The sequence below is a fragment of the Stenotrophomonas pictorum JCM 9942 genome (assembly GCF_001431585.1).
Classification (GTDB): domain Bacteria; phylum Pseudomonadota; class Gammaproteobacteria; order Xanthomonadales; family Xanthomonadaceae; genus Stenotrophomonas; species Stenotrophomonas pictorum.
The window spans coordinates 1-20,766 of the sequence record NZ_LLXS01000007.1; the positions used below are offsets into that span (position 1 = coordinate 1).

Sequence of the window (20,766 nt, forward strand, 5' to 3'; positions counted from 1 at the left end):
CGGCCGGGGAAGTGGGGGGTGGGGCTGCGCCCGGGCGGTGCAGAGCCCGTGGGCGTGTGGGAGGAACCGGCGGCCAACGACCCCGGCGGGCGCGGGCAGGGGGAGGCGGGGGGGGGGGGGGGGGGGGGTCCGCCGCGGGGGCAGGCCGAGATGCGCGGGCGGGCGTGGATCCCATTGCACCCCCCGCGGGGCGTCCGTCGGGCGCCACGGAGCGCCCGCCATATCCTGCCGGCCGCCGCCGTGCTGGCGGGTCCGCCCGGGACTGGGCAAGCCGGCTGAACCGGGCGATAGTTCGGGCTCTTCCACCTTGCCCGGCCCGCGTGAACCCGCACGACCTTCCCCCTGCCCGCCCCCCACGCGATGCGGCCACCGGCTTCATCGATGTCACCGCCAAGCTGTCGCTGCTGATGGCGGCGCTGTCCATTGTCTGGAGCCTGCTGCAGCTGCTGGCCGTCGGCCTGCTGCAACACCTGGACGTGGCCGGCTGGCTGCAGCAGCAGGCCCTCCCGATTCCGGCAGCGGTGCAGTGGGCCGCGCAGCACCTGCTGGGCCTGTCACTGTTGCTGCTGCTGGCATCGCTGGCGTTTCTGGGGGTGTCCTGGGGTCTGCTCAAACGCCGCGAGTGGGGCCGCATCGGGTTCATCGTGTTTGCGCTGCTGGTGGCAGTGGCCAATTTCGCCTTCCTGCCGCTGGTCCAGGACATGTTCAACAGCATGTACCTGATCATGCCGGCCGAGCTGCTCGATTCACCGCAAGGCCAGGAGCTGCGTGCACAACTGCGCCTGAGCCAGTGGACCACCCTGCTGACCGCTGCCGTCACCGCCGTGGCCATCGCCGTGCTGCATGGCTGGCTGGTGATCAAGCTGCAGCGTGGGGACGTCCGCAGGCAGTTCCACTGAGCGCGGCAGCGGCACGATACCGGCAACCCCCGCAGCACGCCGCCGCTCCGTACCCGCCCGGCACGGCGGCAGCGCAGGCCTGCGCTAAAGTACGCACATGAATGAATTCGACCGCGTACGCGACTACCTGACCGGCCTGCAGGACCGCATCTGCAGCACCATTGAACAGGCCGATGGCCAGGCGCGCTTCATTGAAGACCGCTGGCAGCGCGCCGAAGGCGGCGGTCGCCCCCAGCTTCCTGCCTCCAGCGACACTGGCCCATCCCTGGGCGGCGGTGGCCGCACCCGCATCCTGCGCGAAGGTGCGGTGTTCGAGCAGGCCGGTATCGGTTTTTCCGATGTCGCCGGCACCCGCCTGCCGCCGTCGGCCTCGGCCAACCGCCCGGAACTGGCCGGCGCCTCCTGGCGCGCGTGCGGCGTGTCGCTGGTGTTCCATCCGCGCAACCCGTACCTGCCCACCACCCACGCCAATGTGCGCTATTTCCACGCCGAGCGTGATGGGCAGAAGGTCGCCGCATGGTTCGGCGGCGGCTTCGACCTGACCCCGTTCTACCCGTTCGACGAAGACGTGCACCACTGGCACACGGTCGCGCGCGACCTGTGCAAACCCTACGGCGCGGAGCGCTACGAGCAGCACAAGCGCTGGTGCGACGACTACTTCTTCCTCAAGCACCGCAATGAGACACGCGGCATCGGCGGCCTGTTCTTCGACGACCTGCATGACGATTTCGACACCGACTTCGCCTATCTGCGCGCGGTCGGCGACGGTTTCCTCGATGCCTATCTGCCGATCGTGGAGCGGCGCAAGCACACGCCTTATGGCGAGCGCGAACGCGAGTTCCAGCTGTACCGGCGCGGCCGCTATGTCGAGTTCAACCTGGTCTACGACCGCGGCACGCTGTTCGGCCTGCAGAGCGGCGGCCGCAGTGAAAGCATCCTGATGAGCCTGCCGCCACGGGTACGCTGGGAGTACGGCTTCCAGCCGGAGCCCGGCAGCGATGAAGCGCGCCTGGCAGACTATCTGGTGCCACGCGACTGGCTGGGCGCCTGACCGTCAACGCGACTCCGGGCGCTGGATGATGGCGATACGGCCGTTGGTTTCCAGCAGCGCCACTTCGACATCCTCCAGCGCCGCGCAACCGGCCTCACGCATGGCATGCTCGAAATCGGCCTTGCTGACCAGCTCGCGCCTGAGCACGCCCCGCAGTACCCGGCCATGGCGGGCCAGCACCACCGGCTCGCCTTCGATCACCTTTTCCGCCCATGGACTGCGCGCGCTGATCCAGCCCACCACATAATTCAATGCGATCAGCGTGGCCGCCAGCAGCAGCCCGCCACCGAGCGAGGTGTCCTGGCCCAGCAACGCGTTCTGCACCGCATTGCCCAGCAGCACGATCAGCAGCATGTCGAACGGTGTGAACTGGCCCAGCGCGCGTTTTCCGGCCAGACGCACCATCACCAGCACCACGGCATAGACGATCACCGCGCGCAGCACGAATTCCCACCACGGCATCGCCAGTGCGAACAACTCGGACATCTCCCCGACTCCCACGACACGTTGGCCGTCGATGCTCGCGTAGCGGCAATCAACGGCATGCGAGGGCGTGATGCCCCAAATAAAAAGCCCCGCCGACCAGGGGGGGGTCGACGGGGCCGGGGAGCGGGCATTTGGGGAGTAATCCCCGCTCCGAGATCTGCTCCAGGGGATGGGAGAGATCCGCGACAGACATTGCGTCTGCCGGGGACTATATGAGCATTCCCAACATTGATGGTTCGTGAAGAATTGCGCTGAAAACCGTGGTGATTAAGGGGTTATTCATCCGAAAACGCCTTGGCGAAAAGTGAATGCGTCGCACGATATGCAACGTTCCATTCGCATCACCAAATCACCCCACTCAGCGCCCAATCCGCAGGTCAGTGCGCCTCATCCCAGTTGTCGCCGATCCCGCAATCCACCACCAGCGGCACGCGCAGACTGGCCGCCGCACACATCCGTGCCACCACTTCGCTGCGCAGCGTGTCGATGAAATCGGCATCGGCCTCGAATACCAATTCATCGTGGACCTGCAGGATCATCAGCGCGCGCTCGCGATGATCGGCCAGCCACGCATCCACACTGACCATCGCCCGCTTGATGATGTCCGCCGCGGTGCCCTGCATCGGTGCATTGATCGCGGCGCGCTCGGCGCCGGCACGCAGGCCCTGGTTGCGGGCGTGGATATCGTTCAGGTACAGCCGGCGACCGAACAGCGTCTCCACATAACCCTGTTCACGTGCCTGCACGCGCATGCGCTCCATGAAGTCGCGGACCGCCGGATACCGGCTGAAATACAGCGACACATAATCCTGCGCCTGGCCGCGATCGATGCCCAGGTTCTTGGCCAGCCCAAACGCACTCATGCCGTACATCAGACCGAAGTTGATCGCCTTGGCGGCGCGGCGCTCGTTGGCGGTCACTTCGTCCAGCGCGCGACCGAACACTTCAGCCGCCGTCGCGCGGTGCACGTCGGCGCCCTGCTCGAACGCACGCACCAGACCCGGATCCTCGGAGAGGTGGGCCATGATCCGCAGCTCGATCTGCGAGTAGTCGCAGGCCATCAGCTTGCGTCCCGGCGGCGCGACAAAGGCCTTGCGGATACGACGGCCGTCATCGGTGCGCACCGGGATGTTCTGCAGGTTGGGATCGGACGAGGACAGGCGGCCGGTCGCCGCACCGGACTGGTGGTAGCTGGTGTGGACGCGGCCGGTCTGCGGATTGACCATTTCCGGCAGCTTGTCGGTGTAGGTGCTGCGCAGCTTGGCCAGCCCGCGGTATTCCAGGATCACCCGCGGCAGCTCGTGCTGCTCGGCGATCGCTTCGAGTGCTTCTTCGTTGGTGGACGGTTGGCCCTTGGGGGTTTTCACCAGCGCCGGCAGGCCCAACTCGTCGAACAGCACGGCCTGCAGCTGCTTGGGCGAATCCAGGTTGAAAGTATGGCCGGCCAGCTCGGTGGCCTTCTGCTGCGCGGCCAGCATGCGGGCGGACAGGTCACTGCTCTGCCGCTTCAGTTCGACCGCGTCGATGCGCACGCCATTGGCCTCGATCCGCGCCAGCACCGGCACCAGCGGCATCTCGATCTGGCGGTAGACCTTTTCCAGCGCCGGTTCAGCCGCCAGCTGTGGCGCCAGCACCCGGTGCAGGCGCAGGGTGATATCGGCATCTTCGGCGGCATAGCTGCCGGCCTCGTCGATACCGACCTGCGCGAAGGAGATCTGCTTGACCCCCTTGCCAGCCACCTCCTCGAACTTGGTGGTGGTGTAACCCAGGTAGCGCTGCGCCAGCGAATCCATGTCGTGGCGGGTGGCGGTGGAGTTGAGCACGAAACTTTCCAGCATCGTGTCGTCGGCATAACCCTGCACATCGACACCGTGACGGCGCAGCACGTGAATGTCGTACTTGCCGTGCTGGCCGAGCTTCTTCTTGCTGGCGTCTTCCAGCAGCGGCTTGAGCGCATCCAGCACCTGCTGCATCGGCAGCTGCGCCGGCGCCCCCGGATAGAGGTGGCCGACCGGAATATACGCGCCCTTGCCAACCTCCACCGCCAGGCTGATACCGACCAGGTTGGCGCGCATCGCGTCCAGCGCGTCGGTCTCGGTATCGAAGGCGAATTCGTCGGCGGCCTGCAGACGTTGGACCCAGGCCTGCAGCTGTTCCGTGGTGAACACCGTCTCGTACTCGCCCTTGGCCGCCATGGCCGGATCCAGGCCGCTCACCGGCGCGCTGTCGGCCGCCCTGGCATAGCCGGCGGCGGTGCCGCGCAGGCTGGGCTTGCTGTCGGCGGCCACTTCCGGCGCGGCAACGCCGCCCAGTTCGCGCAGCGCCTGGGTGAAGCCATAGCGCGCGTACAGCTCGCGCAGCGACTCCGCGTGCTGCTCGCGCAGCTTCAGGTCGCGCGGGCCCTGTTCCAGCGGCACATCGGTGCGGATGGTGACCAGCTCGCGGTTCAGCGCCAGCCGCGGCAGCGCGGCGCGCAGGTTTTCGCCGATCTTGCCCTTCATACCCGGGGCGGCGGCAATCACGCCCTCCAGGTCGTTGTACTCGGCCAGCCACTTGGCGGCGGTCTTGGGACCGCACTTCTCCACGCCAGGCACGTTGTCGACGGTGTCGCCCATGAGCGCCAGGTAGTCGACGATCTGCGTGGCACGCACGCCGAACTTGTCCATCACCGCGGCATCGGAATCGGTGCGGCTGCCGGTCATGGTGTTGACCAGCACCACGCCCGGTCGCACCAGCTGGGCGAAGTCCTTGTCGCCGGTGGAGATGGTCACTTCCAGCCCGTCGGCAGCAGCCTGCAGCGCCAGGGTGCCGATCACGTCATCGGCTTCCACACCTGGCACGCGCAGGATGTCGATGCCCAGCGCCTGCACGATGTCGCACATCGGCTGCACCTGCGCGCGCAGGTCGTCGGGCATCGGCGGCCGGTTGGCCTTGTAGTCGGCATACAGCTCGTCGCGGAAGGTCTTGCCCGGCGCATCGACCACGAAGGCGACGTATTCGGGCTTTTCCTTCAACGTGGCGCGCAGCATGTTGACCACGCCGAACAGGGCGCCGGTGGGCTCGCCAGCGGCGTTGGACAGGGGCGGCAGCGCATGGAACGCGCGATACAGGTAACTGGACCCGTCAATCAGGACTAATCTGCTCATGCGGCGATTCTACGCGGCACGCCCGCACCGGCGGCGCCATGGACAGCGCATAATCGAGACCACAACCTGGCGCTCGGAGCCCTTCATGAAAAACCTGATGCTGTTTTCCCTGCTGGCACTGGCCGGTTGCGCCAGCAGCGGCACGCGCGGCGATGCGCCCGTGGACGTGGCCGGCGCTGACGTCGTGTCGCGCACGCAGGACAACGGCGATCTCGTCGAGGAATACCGCATCCAGGGCCAGCTGCGCATGGTCAAGGTGACCCCGGCACGCGGCGCACCGTATTACATCTACGACCGCAACGGCGACGGTCGTATGGACAGCGACAAGGACGGCGCCTCGCCGGTGTACTGGAAGCTGTACAGCTGGTGATCGCCGGCAGCGCAACCGGGGGAGGTTGGAACGTGACTTGCTTTGAGTCATGTCCCATCCCCCGCCCCCAGCATCACCCATGAATTCGACTGAACGCCGCCAGCCGCCGACTCCCTCGCCGTCGCAGAACGGGCTCAACCACGCGCAGCAGCAGGCGGTGGAAACCCTGGAGCATTTCGGCTGGCAACTGCGCTTCGTACGCCGCCCGCTGTTCCGCGACGCGGTGCCGGTGCTGTTCGACCGCGACGATGCGCGCTACGTGGTGGTGCAGGCCGATGGCAGCCTGGACGAATCGCAGACCCTGGCACTGCGCGCGCCACGCGAAAACAACATCCTGAACTGGCGCCGCGCGTAACCGGCGCGACCTGCCGCCGCGCATGCGGGTGCAGGCGCCCTACGGCAGATCCCGCTGCACTGTGACCAGAAGCGACGCTGGGCGTCGCCAGCAGTGCGATCGCAGGTACACGCCGGATTCGTCCAGTCGTGCCGGCGCAGGGCCGGCACGACGTGAATGTCAGCGGATCACCAGCACCGGCACCGTGCTGCGGGCCAGCACTTCGGCGGTCTGGCTGCCCAGCAGCACGCGCGAGATGCCGCGATGGCCGTGCGAGGTCATCACCAGCAGATCGCTGCCACAGGCCTGGGCAGTGTCGATGATGCCGTCGGCCGCATAGCGGTCCAGTACGTGATGGGTCTTCACATCGGCGACACCGGCGGCCTGGGCGGCCTGCAGCGCCGGCTGCAGGATTTTCTGCGCGGCGTCTTCGCGGTCCTGCTTGTACTCCGGTGTGGCTTCATAGCCGGAGCTCCAGCCCATCGCGTCATACATGCCGACCGCCCACGGCTCGGACACGTTGACAATATCCACATGCGCACCCAGCTGCGCGGCCAGTTCCAGGCCCTTGGCCAGGCCCTTGCCGGCAAGCTCGGAACCATCGGTGGCGATCAGAATGCTCTTGTACATGGTCTGCTCCCTGAAAGTACCCGCGGGCGCGGGGACACCACCATGACATACCAGACGTTCAGGTTTCGCCTTGACCCTGATCAAACCGGCGGACGGGTGGCGGAGGCGGTGTTTTCACGGCCGGACCACGCCGGCTCCTATGATCTGACCGCTGACGCTCCCCACCATGGCTCCGTATGACCCGTGTCGCATCGACCGTTCTGGGACTTGTGCTGGCCCTGGCGCTGCTGCCCGGGGCGGCGGTGGCGCAGGACACTTCCCCGGCGCCCCCTGCCAACGGCGCAGCGGCCACGCCCGCCGCCAGCCCCCGCCCGATCGCGCTGGAGGACATCCCGGCGCGGGCGGACACCGACGAGCGCTACGCTGACGAAGTGCTGGTCCGCAGCACCCAGGATCTGCCGATCCAGCGCAGCGCCGAACCGGAACTGCGGGCGATCGAGCAGTCGGTGGATGCCAAGGGCGGGATGTTCGCCTACGCCGAACTCAGACGACTGCCCGTACTGCGCCTGGAAAGCCTGGAGCGCCACTGGAAGTTCGATGCGCTGCGCTTCAGCCATTGGAAGCAGGAGCTCAGGGCCAGCACCGATCCCTACGCGCGCGATGCCGCCGAGCTGTCCGGCCGGCGCGCGTTGTGGGAGGCCACGCGCCGTGCGTATCCGCCCGGGTCGCTGCCGGAGGCGCTGTCACAGCGGATCGATACGGTCATCGCCCGTCTGCGCCAGGCCGAGAACTCGTTGTCCAGACCCCTGCAGCAGCAGATGGAACTGGGGCGACGCGCCAACCTGCTCGATGCCCGGATCCGCAGCGGCGCACACGCGGTGGCCGCCGCGATCGAGCATATCGATCGCCGCCTGCTGCGGATCGATGCCCGGCCCTTGTGGACAACCAGCGCCTCGGCCGCGGTCAATGACAGCATGCGCCAGGTGCTGCGCAAGGAACTGGCGCTGGAGCTGGAGTTCATGCGCCAGTACGCCGAGGCGGGGCTGGGCAACCAGCGGGCACTGCGCGCCCTGGAAATCGTACTGGTGCCACTGCTGGGCTGGCTGGCGTGGAGGACCCGGCGTACCCCGCAGGTGGATGCGACCACCGCGGCCTCGGCGCACGTGCTGCTGCGCCCGGTGTCGTGCTGGGTACTGCTGTCGATGATCGGGGTGATGGTGCTGGAGCCGGATGCCCCATTGCTGTTGCACCAGATCACCATGGTCGTGGCATTGATCCCGGTACTGCGCCTGTTACCGGCCCCGGCGCGCGCCCTGCTGGGACCGTGGCCCTATCTGGCCTCCGGCTTCTATCTGCTGCAGCGGCTGGGTTTCTTCCTGCTGGCCAACCACCCGCTGTATCGCTGGTACTACCTGCTGCTGGCCGCGGCGATGCTGCTGCTGACCCTGTGGCTGCTGCGGCTGGCCCGTCGGCACACGGCCCATGCCAGCGCCTCGGTACGCACGGCGGCACGGGCGTTGGCGTGGTCCGCGGTGGCGCTGCTCAGCGGCTCGATCGTGAGCAATGTGCTGGGCAATGTGTCCATGGCGGTGATGCTGGCCGGCGGCATCATCGATTGCGGCTACATGGCACTGGTACTTTACGCCGCGCTCGCGGTGTTCTCGGCATTGCTGCGGACCCTGCTGGCCCAGCCCGGCCTGCACCACCTGCGGCTGCTGCAGGCGCATCGCGAAAGCCTGGCCGACGGCATCATCCGGGTGATGCGGCTGGGTACCGCGGCGGGGTGGCTGGTGTTCGCCATGGAGCGCTTCCGGGTCTTCCGCCCGCTGTGGTCGCTGGCCCAGTCGGCACTGACACGCCGGCTCGAATATGGCGAACTGTCACTGAGTCTGGGCGATGTGCTGGTGTTCTTCGTCTCGGTGTTTCTGGCCTTCTGGATCGCCCGCTCGCTGCGACTGGTGCTGCAGGAGGAAGTGCTGGCGCGGATGTCACTGCCACGCGGTGTGGGCAACAGCGTCGCCTCGCTCGGCTACTACGCGCTGCTGCTGATCGGCCTGCTGCTGGCGTTGTCCGCCGCCGGCTTCAAGGTCGGGCAGCTGACTTTCCTGTTCGGCGCGCTAGGCGTAGGTATCGGGCTGGGCCTGCAGGGCGTGGTCAACAATTTCGTCTCGGGCCTGATCCTGATGTTCGAACGCCCGTTGCAGCCGGGCGATGTCATCGATTTCGACGGCACCAGTGGCCGCGTCCACAACATCGGCATGCGCGCCACCACCTTGAAGACATTCGAGGGCGCCGATGTGGTCATCCCCAACGGCATGCTGCTGTCGGAGAAGCTCACCAACTGGACCCTGCTGGACAGCAGCCGCCGGCTGAGCGTGGACGTGGGCGTGGCCTATGGCAGCGATGTGGCACAGGTGCAGGCGCTGTTGAGCCAGGCCGTCAGCGACACCGCGCATGTGGCGACATTTCCGCCACCGTCGGTGTTCTTCCTGGGCTTTGGCGCCAGCGCGCTGGACTTCTCGGTGCGCGCCTGGACCCATGACGCGGACAACTGGATGGGTGTGCGCAGCGCACTGGTAGCCAACCTCCATGCGGCGCTGAGCCAGGCGCAGATCGAGATACCGTTCCCGCAGCAGGACCTGCACCTGCGCTCGGTGGACAAGACCGCCGCCGAAGCGCTGTTCCGCCAGGCGACGGGCACCGGCCACCCTGCAGGTACGGACGCGCCGCCGGCGTAGGCGCGCGTCGCGCCGCGGCTACAGCAGCGTCAAGTTGGCGTAGGCCAGCACCAGCCACTTGCTGCCGGCCTCGGCGAATTCCACCTGCACCCGCGCATGCGCGCCGCTGCCTTCATAGTCGGTGACCATGCCTTCGCCGAACTTGGGGTGGGTGACCAGCGCACCGAGCCTGATCGGCGGCAGCTCGATGCTGGCGTGGCCGCCCATCACCCGGTTGGCGCCCAGCGAGGCCGGTCGCGACACCTGCACCTTGGGGCGAACCTCGTTGAGCAGCTCGCGCGGGATCTCGCGCAGGAAGCGTGATGGCAGGCTGTAGTTGTCCTGGCCATGGATGCGACGCGACTCGGCATAGCCGAGCACCAGTTGCTGCCGTGCGCGGGTGATACCCACATAGGCCAGACGCCGCTCCTCCTCCAGCCGCCCGCTCTCTTCCAGCGACCGCGCGCTCGGGAACAGGCCTTCCTCCATGCCGGCCAGGAACACCAGCGGGAATTCCAGGCCCTTGGCCGAGTGCAGTGTCATCAGCTGCACGCCCTCCTCGCCCGCCTGGGCCTGGCCTTCGCCCGCCTCCAGAGAGGCATAGGACAGGAACGCGACCAGCTCGCTCATGTCCTCGGCGCCTTCTTCGATATCGTCTTCGCGGCGCACGAAACGCGAGGCCACCGAGACCAGTTCGTCCAGGTTGTCGATACGCGATTCCGAATCCAGCGCATTGCGACTTTCCTTGCCCCAATGCTCGCGCAAGGCCGAGCGTGCCAGCACGTGATCGATCCGCTCGGCCAGATCCATCTCACCGGATTCGGCAGCAAGCTGGCCGATCAGGGTGATGAAACCGGCCAGCGCATTCCTGGCGCGCGAGGTCAGGTCGGTGCCCTGGGTAGCCAGCATCGACGCTTCCCACAGCGACAGCGCCTGCTGCCGCGCGATGCGCCGCACCTCATCCAGCGTGCGCTCGCCAATGCCGCGCGTCGGCGTGTTCACCGCGCGCTCGAACGCGGCGTCATCGTTGCGGTTGGTCATCAGCCGCAGGTAGGCGAGTGCATCCTTGATTTCGGCACGTTCGAAAAAGCGCATGCCGCCGTACACGCGGTACGGCACCTGCTCGCTGAGCAGGGCTTCTTCAAACGCGCGCGACTGCGCGTTGCTGCGGTAGAGCACGGCGACATCGCCATAGCTGCCACCATCGCGCACCCACTGGCGGGCGCGCTCGACCAGATAGCGCGCCTCGTCCATCTCGTTGTAGGCGGCGAACAGGTCGATCGGATCGCCATCACCGCTGTCGGTCCACAACTGCTTGCCGATCCGGTCCGGGTTGTGTGCGATCACCGCGTTGGCGGCGTTGAGGATGTTGGCGCTGGAACGGTAGTTCTGTTCCAGGCGGATGGTCTGCGCGCCGGGGAAATCCTTCAGGAAGCGCTGCACATTCTCGACCTTGGCGCCACGCCAGCCGTAGATGGCCTGGTCATCATCACCGACCACGAACACGTTGCCACTGTCACCGGCCAGCACCCGCACGAAGGCGTACTGGATGGCGTTGGTGTCCTGGAACTCGTCGACCAGGATCTCGCGAAAGCGCGCGCGATAATGCGCCAGCAGTGCCGGGTTGTCGCGCAGCAATTCATGCGCGCGCAGCAACAGCTCGGCGAAATCGACCAGCCCGGCGCGGTCGCAGCGTTCCTGGTAAGCGGCGTAGGCCTGACGCATGGCCTCGCCCCAGTGGTCATGCGTCTCGGGCTGGATGTGCGCCGGACGCCGGCCCTCATCCTTCTGCGCGTTGATCCACCACATCACCTGCTTGGGCGGGTACTTGCCGTCGTCCAGCTCCAGCTGCTGCACCACACGCTTGACCAGCCGCAGCTGATCGTCCGAATCCATCACCTGGAAGGCTTCGGGCAACCGGGCATCGGCCCAGTGCAGGCGCAGCAGACGATGGGCCAGACCGTGGAAGGTGCCGACCCACATGCCGCGGCTGCCCTGGGCCAGCTGCGCGTCGATGCGATGACGCATCTCGCCGGCCGCCTTGTTGGTGAAAGTCACCGCGAAGATGCCATGGGTCGGCACGCCGATGACTTCGTTGAGCCAGGCGATACGGTGGGTAAGTACGCGGGTCTTGCCGGAACCGGCGCCAGCGAGGATCAGGTGATGACCGGGAGGCGCGGAAACGGCCTCGCGCTGGGCTGCATTCAGCCCGTCGAGCAGGTGGGAAACATCCATGGACGTATTTTACGGGAAGCGCCCGGTCCCCGCCGCATGGCGGCTAGGGCTGCAGCTGCTGCAACAGGGTCGTGGCCGCGTGTGCGGCCTGCCCGCGCAGTTCGGGGATGGCCAGGCTTTCCCACAACCGGCCGATGCGCAGGCTGCCCAGCACCTGCAGGCGTGTCTCGATAGTGCCGTGGGCATCGATCAGGCTGCCATCGGGCGCGCTGTCGATACCGATCCCGTGCGGTCCCGGACGCGCTACGCCACTGCCGAGCAGCTGCTGCAGCAAGGTGTTGCGCATGGCCTGCGCCCGCATCTCCACACCGGTGGCGTTGACCACACAGTGCACATCCAGCTGCAGCGGCCGACGACGGATGTCGTGGGCCAGCAGTTGCACGCAGGCCCCTTCGCTCACTACCGCCTGCAAGCGGCCGCGATGCACCTGCAGGCGTCCCTGCTCGGCCAGTGTCAGCAGCTGCGCGTGCACCGGTGCGGCAACGCGGTGCCGGTGCACGTCCCAGTAACGCACCACGTGGCGCAGAAAGCGCCGCTGGTCATCGAACGACAGCGACTGCCACAGCGCCTGGCCCAGCGGGCGGATGCGCTCCATTACGCTCTGCCACGGAATGCCGCGCGCACTCGCCTCGGCCGCATGCCGGCGCAGCGCGCGCATGCGCTGGCGCAGGTTCATCGCCAGCAGCGGTTGCGGATCGTAGTCGGCCGCCGGCCCGGCCGCGTGCGGCAGCGGCAGCAGCGCATGCCGCGACAGCACGTGGATGGCCCCGTGATGGCCGCTGGCAAGCAGCGACATCACGGTGTCGACCATGCTCAGCCCGGAACCGACGATGGCCACATCCGCCGCCGGGGAGATAGCACGCACGGCCGGGTAATCCCATGCCTCGACCCGCTTGCCGGCGGGCAGCGCACCGGCGCCCCGTGCCGGCAGCGGCCGCAAGGCATTGCCCGGTGCCAACGCCACCGCCCGCGCGCGCAGCTGCGCACCTGAATCCAGCGCGAGGGTGAAGCCCTCGGCATCGGCTTGCAGCGCCCGCACATGTTCGGCGCGGACCTGCAACTGCGCGATGCTGGCAGCGGCGGTCTGCTGCAGGCGCAGGCGCAGGTAGTCCGCATAGTGCTGTCGCGGCACGAAGCGGTGGGCCAACGTGTCGCGATCCAGCGCCGGGAAGGCCTGCACGTCCTGCAGGTAATCGAGAAAATCCTCCGGCTGCGCCGCAAAACCGCTCATCTTGGCCACCGGCACATTGAGCAGGTGCTCTGGATAGGTCGTGGCGTACGCCACGCCCCGGGCCAAGGGCAGATCGGGCTCCAGAATCAGCACCCGCAGCGGCCGCTGCGCCTCACGCAGCACGCCAATAGCCGTGAGGGTGCCGGCAGCGCCACCACCGATGATGGCCAGGTCGTACAGATGCGGAGTATCGATAACGCTCATAGGCCCGATTGTAGGGGATGGCATGCCCGCGGCTGATGCCGTCAGGGCAGGTGCCCATGGGCGTGATACCCGCGATGTTTCATTCCGCAGAAACGCAGAACCCGCCTTGCGGCGGGTTCCGGATGAAACGCAAAACCGGCAATCCCGGGGGATTACTTGATCTTGCCTTCCTTGTACATCACGTGCTTGCGCACCACCGGATCGTACTTCAGGAATTCCATCTTCCCCGGGGTGTTCTTCTTGTTCTTGTCCGTGGTGTAGAAGTGGCCAGTGCCGGCCGAGGAAATCATACGGACCTTATCGCGCTTACCTGCCATGATTATTTACTCCTCAGACCTTTTCGCCGCGGGCACGCAGCTCAGCCAGAACGGAATCGATACCGTTCTTGTCGATGGTGCGCAGTGCATGCGCGGAAACACGAAGCTTGACCCAGCGGTTCTCGCTGGCAACCCAGAAGCGGCGCTCATGCAGGTTCGGCAGGAAACGACGGCGGGTCTTGTTGTTGGCGTGCGAGACGTTGTTACCTGTCTGCACACCCTTACCGGAAACTTGGCATACGCGGGACATTGCGCACCTCGATAATATTGATGACTTCCTTAGCCAGGAAGACGGCGGCCCCGGCGGTTGCCCGCCACGCGTCATGGGAATCAAAGGGTTACGCTGTCGAGGATGTCCGGATGACGTGTTCCCGGCCACCGATCCAGAGGTTTCCGGACACAGCGAGCCGGAAATTATGCCCAAGGACAGGCCAAAGCGCAAATCCACGCCCGGAACACGGCGACCGGGGGCTATTCCGGGGCAAATGCCAAGGCCCGGCGCCAGCGCAACGGCTGGGTGGCCCGGCCCGGATCGGGTGGGAACACGGTCAGGTAGCCGGCAGCGATGGCCCGTTCACGCAAGCGCTCACCGACGCCTTCGGCCACTTCCACCTCGACATGGGTCACGTGCCCCTGGGGGTCGACATCCATCGCCCACACCAGCCGGCCCACCCATTGCCCGGCCGGGATCGACGCATCGTAGTTCGGGCGGCCAGCCACATAGGGAACCGAGCGCGTCAGGTAGTGCGGTGAATCCTCGATACGCGGATCGACCCGGACCTTGGCCGTCCCGGTACGGCCATCGCCGAGGACGACGTGCACCGTCCAGTCCCCCGCCGCGCGCCCAGCGGCCAGATCGGCCGGGTAGCACCGTTTGATTCCGCGATAGTCATCATGCTGCTGCAGTGACACCTGCGCACCCTCGGCATCTCGCAGTTCAATCTGCAAGCCGCCCACATCCGTGGAAACCGCATTGGCGGCAATGCAGATCTGATGGCCGTGGTCGCCCTGCATGACGAACTGGCGGGTCTGCTGGCGGGCCAGCGCATCCACCGGCGGCTTGGACCACAAGAACTCGATGTAGAGGTCAGGCGCCTGAGCGGCAACATTGCCGCCACCGAGCAACAGCAGCCCCATCACCACAAACTGACACACGCGCATTGACTGCCTCCCGGAGCCGACCACCGGACTCTAGCAAGTCCGGTGCTGCCCATCCCGACAGGCAGTCAGTCTTTGCGGTGCAGCCAGCAGTACAGCACCGGCAATACCAGCAGGGTCAGCAGCGTAGAGGAGACAATGCCGCCGATCACCACCGTGGCCAGCGGCCGCTGCACTTCCGAGCCGGCACCGACGTTGAAGGCCATCGGCACGAAGCCCAGCGATGCGACCAGGGCGGTCATCAGCACCGGTCGCAAACGGCCCAGCGCGCCTTCGCGCACGGCCACATCGAGACTTCGGCCCTGTTCGCGCAGGTGGCGGATGAAGCTGATCATCACCAGACCATTGAGCACGGCCACACCGGACAGCGCGATAAAACCGACGCCGGCCGAGATCGACAACGGAATGCCACGCACCGCCAGCGCCAGCACGCCACCGGTCAAGGCCAGCGGCACGCCGCTGAACACGATGCTCGCATCGCGCGCCGAGCCGAAGGCCCAGAACAGCAAGGCGAAGATCAGCAGCAGAGTCACCGGCACCACCACCGCCAGACGCTGGCTGGCCGAGATCAACTGCTCGAAGCTGCCGCCGTATTCCACCCAGTAACCGGCCGGCACTCTCACCTGCGTATCGATAGCCTGTTGCAGCTCGCTGACGAAACCACCCAGATCGCGGTCACGTACATTGGCGGTGATGACGATGCGGCGCTTGCCGTAGTCACGGTTGATCTGGTTTGGCCCTTCGCTGCTTTCGATGCTCGCCAACTCACGCAACGGAACCGTGCGCGCATCACCGCTGCGCCAGCCACCCGCACGGCTGGACTCATCCGCACTGTCCTGTGCCAGTGCGGGCTCCAGCGACACCGGCAGATCGGCCAGTGCCGCAGGGTCCTGGCGGATGGTTTCCGGCAGGCGGACGACGATATCGAAGCGTCGATCACCTTCGAACAATTGCCCGGCCACACGCCCGCCTACCGCGGTGGAAACCGTGGACTGCAGCTGGCCCGGGTTGAGTCCATACCCCGCCAATGCCGCACGATTCGGCGTGACCGTCAGCAGAGGTAGACCACTGGTCTCCTCCAGGCGCACATCGGCCGCACCGGGCACCGTGTTGGCCACCGCGACGATGCGCCGGCCCACTTGCGCCAGCGCTTCCATGTCATCGCCGAACAGCATCACCGCCACGTCGGCACGCACGCCAGAGATCAACTCGTTCATGCGCATCTGGATCGGCTGGGTGAACTCGTAGTTGTTGCCCGGCAACTCCTCCACCGCGGCCTCCAGCTCGGACAACAGCTGGGCGCGCGGTTTGCGCGGGTCCGGCCACTGCTTGCGTGGCTTCATCATGATGAAAGTGTCGGCGACCGAAGGCGGCATCGGGTCGGAGGCGACTTCCGGTGTGCCGATCTTGGAGAACACCTTGTCCACTTCCGGCAGCTGCTGCAGGCGTGCTTCCACCTGCTTCTGCATGTTCACCGACTGGGAGAGGCTGGTACCGGGAATGCGCATGGCATGCATGGCGACATCACCTTCATCCAGATTGGGCACGAACTCGCTGCCCAGCCGCGTCGCCAGCAAGCCACAGCCGACCACCAGCACCAGGGCGCCGGCAACCACCAGGCGCCCGCGTCGCATCACCCACGCCAGCAACGGCGCATAGCGTGCGCGCAGCCATACCATCAAGCGGTTCTCCTTCTCCTCGATGCGGCCACCGAGGAACATGGCAATCGCCGCGGGAACGAAGGTCAGCGACAACAGCATCGCGCCGCTCAATGCCAGCACCACGGTGATGGCCATCGGGTGGAACATTTTTCCTTCGACGCCGGTCAGCGCGAAGATTGGCAGGTAGACCGCGGTGATGATGCCCAGGCCGAACAGGCTGGGCCGGATGACTTCGGCGGTGGCACTGGCGGTTTCGGCAAAGCGTTCCTCGCGGGTCATCGCCCGGCCCAGCGCATGGGTGCGTTCGCCGAAGCGGCGCAGGCAGTTCTCGATGATGATCACCGCACCATCGACAATCAGACCGAAGTCCAACGCGCCAAGGCTCATCAGGTTGGCGGACACACCACCGCGTGCCATGCCGGTCAGGGTGAACAGCATCGCCAGTGGAATCACCGCGGCGGTGATCAGCGCCGCACGGAAGTTGCCCAGCAACAGGAACAACACCACGATCACCAGCAGCGCGCCTTCCAGCAGGTTCTTTGCCACCGTTCCAATGGTGCGATCCACCAGCGCGGTGCGATCATAGCTGGCGGTGACGGTGACCCCGATAGGCAGGCTGCGCTGCGCCTGTTCCAGCTTCGCCGCAGCCGCGCGCGCCACCTCGCGGCTGTTGGCACCCACCAGCATCACCACCGTGCCCATCACCACTTCGTGGCCGTTCTGGGTGGCGGCACCACTGCGCAGTTCCGGCCCTTCGGCTACCTCGGCCACGTCATGCATATGGATGGGCACGCCTTCGCGGCGGGCCAGCACGATGTTGCCGATTTCCTCCAGCCCGGCGACTTGTCCCGGCACGCGCACCAGGAACTGCTGGCCGTTGCGTTCGATGTAACCGGCGCCGATGTTCTGGTTGTTGCCTTCCACGGCGTCGGCGACATCCTCCAGGGTGAAGCCCAGCGCACGCAGCTTGGCCGGATCCGGGGTGATATGGATCTGCCGCTGGTAACCACCAATCGTATTGACCTCGGTAACACCGGGCACGTTGCGCAGCTGCGGCCGCACCACCCAGTCCTGCAGCGTGCGCAGGTCGGTGGCGGTGTAGGGCGAACCATCGGGCTTGCGCGCCTTGGGATCGGCGTCGATGGTGTACATGAAGATCTCGCCCAGGCCGGTGGCAATCGGCCCCAGCTGCGGGTCCAGGCCTTCCGGCAGCTGTGACTTCACCTGCTGCAGACGCTCGGCGACCTGCTGGCGGGCGAAGTACAGATCGGTGCCGTCCTTGAACACCACCGTCACCTGCGACAGGCCGTAGCGCGACAAGGAGCGCACCTGTTCAAGCTTCGGCAGACCCGCCATCACTGTTTCCACCGGCCAGGTGATGCGCTGCTCACTCTCCAGCGGCGAGTAGCCATCGGCGGCGGTGTTGATCTGCACCTGTACGTTGGTGATGTCGGGCGTGGCGTCGATGGACAGGCGGGTGAAGCTCCAGCTGCCGATCGCGATCAACGCGAAGGTGAGCACCATCATCATCCAGCGATGGGCGATGGCGCTGCGGATGATGCGCTCAAGCATGGCGGCACCCTCCAACTTGCATGCACTGGTCAATGTTCATGCGCGGCCCCCGCCTTGCCGATGTCGGCCTTGACCACATAGCTCTGCTCGACCACAACCTGCTCGCCCACGCGCAGGCCGTCCTTGACCTCGACCTTGCCGGCATCGCGTGCGCCCAGCACCACCGAACGGGCGCTATAGGTGTCGCCCTCACGAACGAACACCACCTCGCGGCCTCCCATGGTCTGCAGTGCGGAAAGCGGCACCACCATCGCGGCGGGCTGCATCGCCACCACGATGCGCGCCTTCACCGCTGCACCGGGCCGCCACAGGCCGTCGTCATTGCGCACACTGGCGCGGGCCACGGTGCTCTGGCTTGCAGTGGCGGTGCCCGGCAGCACGCGCTCCAGCGTGGTGCCCTGGCTGAGGCCATCGGTCATGCGCGTCACCGTGACCGGCACGCCGGCGGTGATGTGCTGGGTGTCGTTGCCGAAGATATGCAGGTCCACCCACAGTTCGGACAGGTCGCCGATTTCGAACAGTGGCGTGCCCTCGCCCGCAACCGCGCCCACCTGTGCCTGCCGCGACAGCACCACGCCGCTGATTGGCGCGCTGACGCTGTAGGTGGTCAGGCTGAGATTGCTGTCGATGCTGGCCAAGGTCTGGCCGGCACTGACGCGATCACCGACGTTTGCACGCAGCGAACGGATCGGCCCGGGAAAGCGCGCCATCACCTGCGCGATGCGACCATCCACTGGGGTCAACAGGCCCTGCACCTCGTGCTCATCGGCAATGGTGCCAGCCTGCACCGCGGCGCTGCGGATCCCGGACTGTTCGGCCATAGCAGCCTTGATGGTGGTGCTGTCGGCTGCTTCCTCGCCCTCGTTATGGGCGTGATCGCCGGCTTCGCCGCCCTTTTCTTCATCGTGATCGTGGCCAGCTTCTTCTGCACCAGCACTGGCTTCAGCCACCGGCTCTGCACCGCAACCGACCAGCAACAGACTCATTGCCAGCACGCCGGCAGCGACAACATTCATCGGACGGCTCATCGTGCGTTCTCCACGGCAACGGTTGCATCGGTGGCCAGCATTCCCTGGCCGGTGAGGCGCTGGATCTCGATCAGCGCGGTCTGTGCGGCGATGGCTGCGTCCAACTGGCGCTGGCGCGATTCAATGCGCATGGCCTGCAGCTGCGCCCACTCCATGTAGCTGACGGCACCGGCGCGCCAGGCCTGCTCGGCAGCACGTTCGGCCTTCTGCAACTGCGGCAGCACATCACTGCGCATGCGCTGCACTTCCAACCGCGCGGTGACATAGCGTCCGTGTGCCTCGGCCAAGGTGGCGTACAGCTGTTGCTGACGGGCCTGGCGCTGATAGGGAAGCAGGGCGAGATCGGCTTCCGCCTCGCGGATTTCCGGCGCGGCACGGCGGGCGCTGCCCAGCGGAATGCTGAAGCCGCCAACCAGCGAGGTCGCGTTGTCGGCACGGCTGTTGCGCACGCCCACCTGCCAATTCCAATCCGGACGGCTGCGGGTGCGCACCAGTTGCAGCTGGGCCTCGCGGATGCGTTGCTCGCCCAGCAGCTCGGCCAGTTCCGGTGCGCGTTGCAGATCGTCATTGAGCAATGCGAAATCGCGCAGTGCCGGCAGCTGCAACGCATCGCCACTCACGGTGTTGAAGTCGGGCGAGCGTGCGCCCCACAACGCGGCGAGCGACAGCCGCGCTGCGCTGGCTTCTTCGATGGCACGATCGCGGTCCAGTTCGGCCTGCGCCAGCATTGCCTGCGCGGTGAACAGCACCGACTCCGGCGAAGCACCGGCCTGCAGCCGCAGACGGGCGGCGGCGACGGCGCGGCGGCGCTGTTCGATATCGGTGTTGGCGATCTGCAACGCCGCTTGCGCCTGTGCCACCGCGAGATAACGGCGTGCGGTTTCGGCGAGCAGATCAAGGCGTGCGGTGGCGCGTTGCGGCGCCAGTGCATCGATATTGGCCTGCGCCAGCATGCGCCGCGCATCGAGCTTGTCGCCGCGTTCCAGCACACCGGACAAGGTGACCGTGGCTTCGACGCCCTGCACGCCACGGGCATCGCCGCTGCCGGGCAGGTTCTCCAGTTCCACACCCAGCTGCATCGGCGGGCGCAGCAGCGCGGCGTCGCGGCGGGCTTCAAGTACAGGGCGCTGCGCATCGATCAGACGCAGCTCGGGGTGATCAAGGGCAACGCGGACGATGGCATCGTCCAGCGTCAACGGCACAGCAGGCACCGGCACCTGCGCATACGCGCGCGGCACCAGCATAAAGGCGGCAACCGCCGCCAGGCGCATCCACATGGGTTTCTCCAGATAGCAGGTTCAGACGTGGGGACCGGCCAAGGGGCCGGGACGTCAGACGGCTATCGGGGGGCGGAACAGGCTCTCGGTCGGGTGCGTGACCGCTTGCGTACCCAGGATGACTACGGCCTGCTGTGCGGGCGGCGATGCCACGCTCCAGGCAGGGGTGACGGTGGGCAGTACGCCCCCATGGCCGTGGCAGTCCACGCAATGCACCAGCGCGTGCAGCAGCGCATTGGCGCTGTCTTCAGCATCCGGGGCCGCGGCCAGCTTGCTGTCGTCGTGTTCATGCACGCCGGCGCCGATGTCGGTGTGCGCCAGCATGTGGATGTCGGTCAGTGCGGCAGACAGCGAGGTGCCAAACACGCCGATGCCGACCAGGGCCAACATCAGCAGGCGCAACAGGTGGAGACGGCGGTGGCGCAGGGTACGCAGCATCGGCGCAGCCTAGCCGGTGATCACCGGGTTACACAATCGCATGGGCGCGCGACTTCAGGCCCAAATGGCTCC

The 20,766-nt window shown here is 66.7% G+C and carries 17 protein-coding genes; 5 read left to right on the plus strand and 12 right to left on the minus strand.

The features are described 5' to 3' along the window. Positions 1 to 320: 320 nt before the first annotated feature. Complete coding sequence (locus ARC78_RS02575) at positions 321 to 899, plus strand: hypothetical protein (RefSeq protein WP_057505664.1); 579 nt, start codon at positions 321 to 323, stop codon at positions 897 to 899. Between the two features lie 97 nt (positions 900 to 996). After that, positions 997 to 1,950, plus strand: a complete 954-nt coding sequence (hemF, locus tag ARC78_RS02580; protein ID WP_054659790.1) for an oxygen-dependent coproporphyrinogen oxidase — start codon at positions 997 to 999, stop codon at positions 1,948 to 1,950. A gap of 3 nt (positions 1,951 to 1,953) precedes the next feature. Here the strand turns inward: hemF and ARC78_RS02585 are convergent, their stop codons facing one another. Together ARC78_RS02585 and polA are read right to left on the minus strand one after the other, a co-directional pair. Continuing rightward, positions 1,954 to 2,436, minus strand: coding sequence for a DUF421 domain-containing protein (locus ARC78_RS02585; RefSeq protein WP_054659788.1), 483 nt, complete (start codon positions 2,434 to 2,436; stop codon positions 1,954 to 1,956). 377 nt (positions 2,437 to 2,813) lie between these two features. Then, the gene (polA, locus tag ARC78_RS02590; protein ID WP_057505665.1) at positions 2,814 to 5,582 is read right to left on the minus strand and encodes a DNA polymerase I; all 2,769 of its coding nucleotides are present in this window, start codon (positions 5,580 to 5,582) and stop codon (positions 2,814 to 2,816) included. An 85-nt stretch (positions 5,583 to 5,667) separates the two neighbouring features. Between polA and ARC78_RS02595 the strand changes: the two genes are divergently transcribed. Then, positions 5,668 to 5,952, plus strand: coding sequence for a DUF2782 domain-containing protein (locus ARC78_RS02595; protein ID WP_054660491.1), 285 nt, complete (start codon positions 5,668 to 5,670; stop codon positions 5,950 to 5,952). Positions 5,953 to 6,031: 79 nt separating this feature from the next. After that, positions 6,032 to 6,307 carry a hypothetical protein gene (locus ARC78_RS02600; RefSeq protein ID WP_054660489.1) on the plus strand — a complete coding sequence of 92 codons (276 nt, stop codon included), beginning with the start codon at positions 6,032 to 6,034 and terminating at the stop codon, positions 6,305 to 6,307. A 159-nt stretch (positions 6,308 to 6,466) separates the two neighbouring features. Here ARC78_RS02600 and ARC78_RS02605 read toward each other — a convergent pair whose 3' ends face one another. Next, positions 6,467 to 6,916 carry a universal stress protein gene (locus ARC78_RS02605; protein WP_054660487.1) on the minus strand — a complete coding sequence of 150 codons (450 nt, stop codon included), beginning with the start codon at positions 6,914 to 6,916 and terminating at the stop codon, positions 6,467 to 6,469. A 176-nt stretch (positions 6,917 to 7,092) separates the two neighbouring features. Between ARC78_RS02605 and ARC78_RS02610 the strand changes: the two genes are divergently transcribed. After that, positions 7,093 to 9,594 carry a mechanosensitive ion channel domain-containing protein gene (locus ARC78_RS02610; RefSeq protein WP_057505666.1) on the plus strand — a complete coding sequence of 834 codons (2,502 nt, stop codon included), beginning with the start codon at positions 7,093 to 7,095 and terminating at the stop codon, positions 9,592 to 9,594. Between the two features lie 18 nt (positions 9,595 to 9,612). On the opposite strand, the gene uvrD is transcribed toward ARC78_RS02610, so the two are convergent. The 9 genes from uvrD to ARC78_RS02655 form a co-directional block, all read right to left on the minus strand. Continuing rightward, complete coding sequence (gene uvrD / locus ARC78_RS02615) at positions 9,613 to 11,808, minus strand: DNA helicase II (RefSeq protein ID WP_054660275.1); 2,196 nt, start codon at positions 11,806 to 11,808, stop codon at positions 9,613 to 9,615. A 43-nt stretch (positions 11,809 to 11,851) separates the two neighbouring features. After that, positions 11,852 to 13,243 (minus strand): FAD/NAD(P)-binding protein, encoded by a 1,392-nt coding sequence (locus ARC78_RS02620; RefSeq protein ID WP_057505667.1) that lies wholly within the window; start codon positions 13,241 to 13,243, stop codon positions 11,852 to 11,854. A 152-nt stretch (positions 13,244 to 13,395) separates the two neighbouring features. Further along, positions 13,396 to 13,563, minus strand: a complete 168-nt coding sequence (rpmG, locus tag ARC78_RS02625) for a 50S ribosomal protein L33 (RefSeq protein ID WP_172675037.1) — start codon at positions 13,561 to 13,563, stop codon at positions 13,396 to 13,398. A 10-nt stretch (positions 13,564 to 13,573) separates the two neighbouring features. Further along, positions 13,574 to 13,810 (minus strand): 50S ribosomal protein L28, encoded by a 237-nt coding sequence (gene rpmB / locus ARC78_RS02630; RefSeq protein ID WP_057505668.1) that lies wholly within the window; start codon positions 13,808 to 13,810, stop codon positions 13,574 to 13,576. A 221-nt stretch (positions 13,811 to 14,031) separates the two neighbouring features. Continuing rightward, positions 14,032 to 14,721 (minus strand): hypothetical protein, encoded by a 690-nt coding sequence (locus ARC78_RS16915; RefSeq protein WP_241772637.1) that lies wholly within the window; start codon positions 14,719 to 14,721, stop codon positions 14,032 to 14,034. 65 nt (positions 14,722 to 14,786) lie between these two features. Continuing rightward, complete coding sequence (locus ARC78_RS02640; RefSeq protein WP_057505726.1) at positions 14,787 to 17,951, minus strand: efflux RND transporter permease subunit; 3,165 nt, start codon at positions 17,949 to 17,951, stop codon at positions 14,787 to 14,789. A 29-nt stretch (positions 17,952 to 17,980) separates the two neighbouring features. Next, positions 17,981 to 18,979, minus strand: a complete 999-nt coding sequence (locus ARC78_RS02645) for an efflux RND transporter periplasmic adaptor subunit (protein WP_054657722.1) — start codon at positions 18,977 to 18,979, stop codon at positions 17,981 to 17,983. Further along, complete coding sequence (locus tag ARC78_RS02650) at positions 18,976 to 20,256, minus strand: TolC family protein (protein WP_057505669.1); 1,281 nt, start codon at positions 20,254 to 20,256, stop codon at positions 18,976 to 18,978. The genes ARC78_RS02645 and ARC78_RS02650 overlap by 4 nt, the downstream gene beginning before the upstream one ends. Positions 20,257 to 20,310: 54 nt before the next feature. Next, entirely contained in the window at positions 20,311 to 20,694 is a 384-nt protein-coding gene (locus ARC78_RS02655) for a hypothetical protein (protein WP_054657720.1), read from the minus strand. Positions 20,695 to 20,766 lie beyond the last annotated feature (72 nt).

Coding starts and splice junctions, on each gene's coding strand:
- hemF (WP_054659790.1), top strand. CDS start 997: ATGAATGAATTCGACCGCGTACGCGACTACCTGACCGGCCTGCAGGAC.
- ARC78_RS02585 (WP_054659788.1), bottom strand. CDS start 2,436: ATGTCCGAGTTGTTCGCACTGGCGATGCCGTGGTGGGAATTCGTGCTG.
- polA (WP_057505665.1), bottom strand. CDS start 5,582: ATGAGCAGATTAGTCCTGATTGACGGGTCCAGTTACCTGTATCGCGCG.
- ARC78_RS02595 (WP_054660491.1), top strand. CDS start 5,668: ATGAAAAACCTGATGCTGTTTTCCCTGCTGGCACTGGCCGGTTGCGCC.
- ARC78_RS02600 (WP_054660489.1), top strand. CDS start 6,032: ATGAATTCGACTGAACGCCGCCAGCCGCCGACTCCCTCGCCGTCGCAG.
- ARC78_RS02605 (WP_054660487.1), bottom strand. CDS start 6,916: ATGTACAAGAGCATTCTGATCGCCACCGATGGTTCCGAGCTTGCCGGC.
- ARC78_RS02610 (WP_057505666.1), top strand. CDS start 7,093: ATGACCCGTGTCGCATCGACCGTTCTGGGACTTGTGCTGGCCCTGGCG.
- uvrD (WP_054660275.1), bottom strand. CDS start 11,808: ATGGATGTTTCCCACCTGCTCGACGGGCTGAATGCAGCCCAGCGCGAG.
- ARC78_RS02620 (WP_057505667.1), bottom strand. CDS start 13,243: ATGAGCGTTATCGATACTCCGCATCTGTACGACCTGGCCATCATCGGT.
- rpmB (WP_057505668.1), bottom strand. CDS start 13,810: ATGTCCCGCGTATGCCAAGTTTCCGGTAAGGGTGTGCAGACAGGTAAC.
- ARC78_RS16915 (WP_241772637.1), bottom strand. CDS start 14,721: ATGCGCGTGTGTCAGTTTGTGGTGATGGGGCTGCTGTTGCTCGGTGGC.
- ARC78_RS02640 (WP_057505726.1), bottom strand. CDS start 17,951: ATGCTTGAGCGCATCATCCGCAGCGCCATCGCCCATCGCTGGATGATG.
- ARC78_RS02645 (WP_054657722.1), bottom strand. CDS start 18,979: ATGAGCCGTCCGATGAATGTTGTCGCTGCCGGCGTGCTGGCAATGAGT.
- ARC78_RS02650 (WP_057505669.1), bottom strand. CDS start 20,256: ATGTGGATGCGCCTGGCGGCGGTTGCCGCCTTTATGCTGGTGCCGCGC.
- ARC78_RS02655 (WP_054657720.1), bottom strand. CDS start 20,694: ATGCTGCGTACCCTGCGCCACCGCCGTCTCCACCTGTTGCGCCTGCTG.